The organism is Streptomyces sp. NRRL S-378, from assembly GCF_000720645.1.
In the GTDB taxonomy this organism is placed as follows: domain Bacteria; phylum Actinomycetota; class Actinomycetes; order Streptomycetales; family Streptomycetaceae; genus Streptomyces.
The window spans coordinates 1-3,365 of sequence record NZ_JOBX01000145.1; the positions used below are offsets into that span (position 1 = coordinate 1).

Genomic DNA, 3,365 nt, shown 5'->3' on the forward strand with positions numbered 1-3,365 from the left:
TGGTACTGCAGGGGGGACCCTGTGGGAGAGTAGGACGCCGCCGAACAATCATTGTGGGAAAGCCCCGCACCTTCTGGTGCGGGGCTTTTCTGCGTTCACCACCAGGTTCTGGGACTCGGCTGGGTATCCTGGCCAGCGTTCCCCTGGAGGACACGATGACAGCACAGCAGTTGGAAGACGGCGGGCCTCTCATCCCCCAGCCGGCGATGACACGGGAAGCCCTGCGGGACGCCGTGCGCCGGATCGACATGGCCAACCTGGCCGTGCTCGACAAGGAATGCAACGAGGCCTTCGACCGTGCGGCGGAGACGGGCGCCATCAACCCGCTGCGGTTCTTCCTGATCAAGTGGGCCACGCACGTGGCGATCCACCGCTGGCCGGCCCGCTCGGCGGCGCTGCACGAAGCCGAACGGATCGCGGGCGATCCCGACGCCACAGAGGAACAGTTCCGCGTCGCGATGGAGACCAGCAGCCGCATCCTGGCCGAGGCCCAGCGCGAGATCGGTCAGTGACCCGGCGCGGCGAGGGCGTGGAGAACGACAGCGGCTGGGCCTGGGAGTGCGACCCCAGCCGGCTGTGGGTGCTCGGCGACATGCCCGAGGACCAGCAAGAGCTGGTCGGCGCCGTCATGGACGGCCTGGTCGACCTCGCTTCGATGGCCATCGACCCCAAGGACGGCAGCCTCTACGAGGACCCCCACCCGATGCGGCTCCGTACGTACGAGGACGAACACCTCATGGTCTGGTACCAGACCATCCCGCACCGCAGCCGGGTCTACCTCAAGCGCGTCAACCTCTGACCTTCGCGGGCCGGAAGGCACCGCCGCCGACGACCTGGTGGCCGAGTGCGACGGGCCGCTCAGTCCAACCAGATCACGAGGGCGTGGCCGTCTGAGGCCGCGGCTCGGAAGAACTCCGTCAGGGGAATGAAGAGGTCGCGGGCCCAGTCCAGCGACGTGGGCGAGTCCCAGATCTGCGGGTAGATCTCGGCAGCGACGAGCTCGGAGCGGTCGAGGCCCCTGATCATTTGGTCATAGGTCATCCGCGTCAGTGCGTCGGCAGCCAGCCGTACCCGGCCGGCAGTCACGTACCGCGGCGGCCCGTAGCCCCAGTCGTCGGCCTCGGGGAGGGGCTCCTCGCCGTACACGATGTCGACCGGGAAGAGCGAACGCTTCAGCAGGAAGTCCAGCAGGTGCCACGTCTGGTGCGTGCTGAAATGACGGGCCTCGGCCGGCGTCGCCCTGTCGTCGTCCTCCTCGGCGAGGTCCAGGACCCACTCGGGGTCCTCCAGGACCCGGGCCAGTTCGCCGGGTGTGACGCGCAGATACTCGCCGTTCATGCTCATGGGCGACAGCCTAGGAAGGCGCTTCGACAGCGGGCCCGAGCGAGCCGTCGATCACTCGTGTCCGGGAGTGGAGGTGCAGGCAATGGGGCACGTCGTGGCACTCCGCCGAGGGGGCGCGGGGAGGCGGTGGGCTGGACGGCGGTACGAGAGCTGCCGGAAGGTTCGGATCTCGCTCGGCTGAACAGGGCTGGCGAGCACGAGAAGGTGGGCGGCGCTGCCGGTCTGGGGCCGAAGGCACCGCGCCGACGGCGGCCTGCGGGTTGCCGGTTGCGATCTCTTCGAACGGGATGAGGGTGGGTACGTGCCGAAGCTGGTGGAGGGGGCCGTCGTAGAGGCACTTCGTGAGGGGGGCGGCGAGGCGATCCGCCTGTATGTCGCCGCCTGTGCCGAACGCATGGCGCCACTGTTCGTGGGGCTGAGGGCCGGCGCGCTGGGGCGCGAAGCCGACCTGGACTTCTATGCGGAGTCCGTTCGTGATCTCTGGCATGCCGACCGGCCCCTCGCCGACGCGACCAAGGGCGTGCGCCGTCTGGAGCGGTTCTGGGAGCTGCAGCCGAACGAGGAGGGGATCACCGCAGTCGCCGACACCTACGCCTTCTTCGCTGCGCTCTGTTTGCGCTACGCCATGGTGGCCCATGGCTCGGGCAGCGCTGATGACGCGGTGTCCTGCGGCCATGTGGCGCTCACCGCGATGGGGATGCTGGACCAGAACGTGGCGGGTGCCAGTTATCTCGCCGAGGAACAACGGCTCCAGTCCCTCTCGCTGAGCGGTGACGCCTCGAGCCTGTGGGGCGCGTGCGTCACGGCAGGGCGGGAGAGATTTCGCGCTGTGTTGGACCACTGCCCTTAGTGCTGTGACGGGGAAGGTTCGCCGGGTGGGCGGGTCACTCCTCCTCGGAGGCAGCGGCGAGCTGACGGCGACAGAAGTCGGCAGCTGTGAGGTGGGGGGTGTGCAGCGCATCGCTGTAGAGCCGCATCTCACGAGCCGCTCGGTCCAGGTGCTGCCAGAAGCTGAGCGGCAGGTCGAGGTGGTCGCCGAGATCGACCAGGCACTCGAAGGCGAGTTTCAGCTCGTTGTGCTCCAGGAGCTCCAGCGTCGCTGCGAGATCGATGTCCGGCAGGCCTGCGAGGTGGGCCCGGGCGGTGTCGAGGTGGCCACGGGTCTGGTTCCAGCTGGCTTGAAGAACTTCACGATCAACGGTCATGGCGCCAGTGTTGCCGGTGCTGTCAGTAGGGTCACGCGGCTTTCATCGGACGTCCGCCCTAGGGGATGCCCTTCTCGCTGCGCACGCGGAGCACGCTCTCGTCTGCCGCGCGGCCCGAAGGGGGCCTCGACGGGTTGGCCCAGGACGCGTAGGTCGGGGTGTAACCCAGCTCGACCTGGTTACGGGCTGCCCACCTGCGGATTCGCCAGTTCAGGGGGGGGCGGAGAGGTTGTCGAGGATCACCTAGATCGGGGCGCCGCCCGGGAGGGCTGCCCGGATCGACCTCAACGCGGCCCAGGAAGCCCTGGCCGGCGTCGGCGCCACCCTCAGGAGCGGCCGGGTGCTACGCGCGCAGCAGCGGCGGCGGCGTCCCATTCGGGTGGCGCCCCCATGCCCGCGGACCAGACGAGTGATCTGCTGCCCAGTGCACCGCGCGGCGGTGACGGAGCGCTGCTGACTGGGGCGGCGAGGGCCGCGACCTGGGTGGGGAGGGACGTTTTGACTCCTCCTGGGCACGGTTGTAGAGTTGAACAGTTGCCTGGAGCTGAAGCGCTCGGCAGCAGCCCCCACGAGGATTCACCTTCGAGTGGGGACGCTCGACTCTTCATTCGGGAATCGAAGTCGGAGAAATCCGGTGGAGAACTTCTGATAGAGTCGGATCCGCCGGAAAGGGAAACGCGAAAGCGAAAACCTGGAAAGCGCCGAGGAAATCGGACACGAAAGAGTCTGATAGAGTCGGAAACGCAAGACAGCAGAACGAAAGCCCGGAGGAAAGCCCGAGAGGGTGAGTACGAAGGAAGCGTCCGTTCCTTGAGA

The 3,365-nt window shown here is 67.8% G+C and carries 5 protein-coding genes and 1 pseudogene; 3 read left to right on the forward strand and 3 right to left on the reverse strand.

Annotated features, from left to right (window positions below; genetic code table 11):
• Nucleotides 1-155 precede the first annotated feature (155 nt).
• Together IH80_RS0138030 and IH80_RS0138035 are read left to right on the forward strand one after the other, a co-directional pair.
• Entirely contained in the window at nucleotides 156-512 is a 357-nt protein-coding gene (locus IH80_RS0138030) for a hypothetical protein (RefSeq protein WP_030966475.1), read from the forward strand.
• 17 nt (nucleotides 513-529) lie between these two features.
• Nucleotides 530-799, forward strand: coding sequence for a hypothetical protein (locus tag IH80_RS0138035; RefSeq protein WP_234432535.1), 270 nt, complete (start codon nucleotides 530-532; stop codon nucleotides 797-799).
• 59 nt (nucleotides 800-858) lie between these two features.
• Here the strand turns inward: IH80_RS0138035 and IH80_RS0138040 are convergent, their stop codons facing one another.
• Nucleotides 859-1,344: a YfbM family protein gene (locus IH80_RS0138040; RefSeq protein ID WP_030966477.1), complete on the reverse strand. Its 486-nt coding sequence runs from the start codon at nucleotides 1,342-1,344 to the stop codon at nucleotides 859-861.
• A 301-nt stretch (nucleotides 1,345-1,645) separates the two neighbouring features.
• Between IH80_RS0138040 and IH80_RS0138045 the strand changes: the two genes are divergently transcribed.
• A complete protein-coding gene (locus IH80_RS0138045) occupies nucleotides 1,646-2,194 on the forward strand; it encodes a hypothetical protein (RefSeq protein ID WP_234432536.1) in 549 nt (182 codons plus the stop codon).
• Nucleotides 2,195-2,228: 34 nt separating this feature from the next.
• On the opposite strand, the gene IH80_RS0138050 is transcribed toward IH80_RS0138045, so the two are convergent.
• Together IH80_RS0138050 and IH80_RS46705 are read right to left on the reverse strand one after the other, a co-directional pair.
• Entirely contained in the window at nucleotides 2,229-2,549 is a 321-nt protein-coding gene (locus IH80_RS0138050) for a MafI family immunity protein (RefSeq protein WP_030966479.1), read from the reverse strand.
• Between the two features lie 110 nt (nucleotides 2,550-2,659).
• Nucleotides 2,660-2,849 (reverse strand): annotated as a pseudogene (locus IH80_RS46705) (transposase); the annotation flags it as partial.
• Nucleotides 2,850-3,365: the final 516 nt, after the last annotated feature.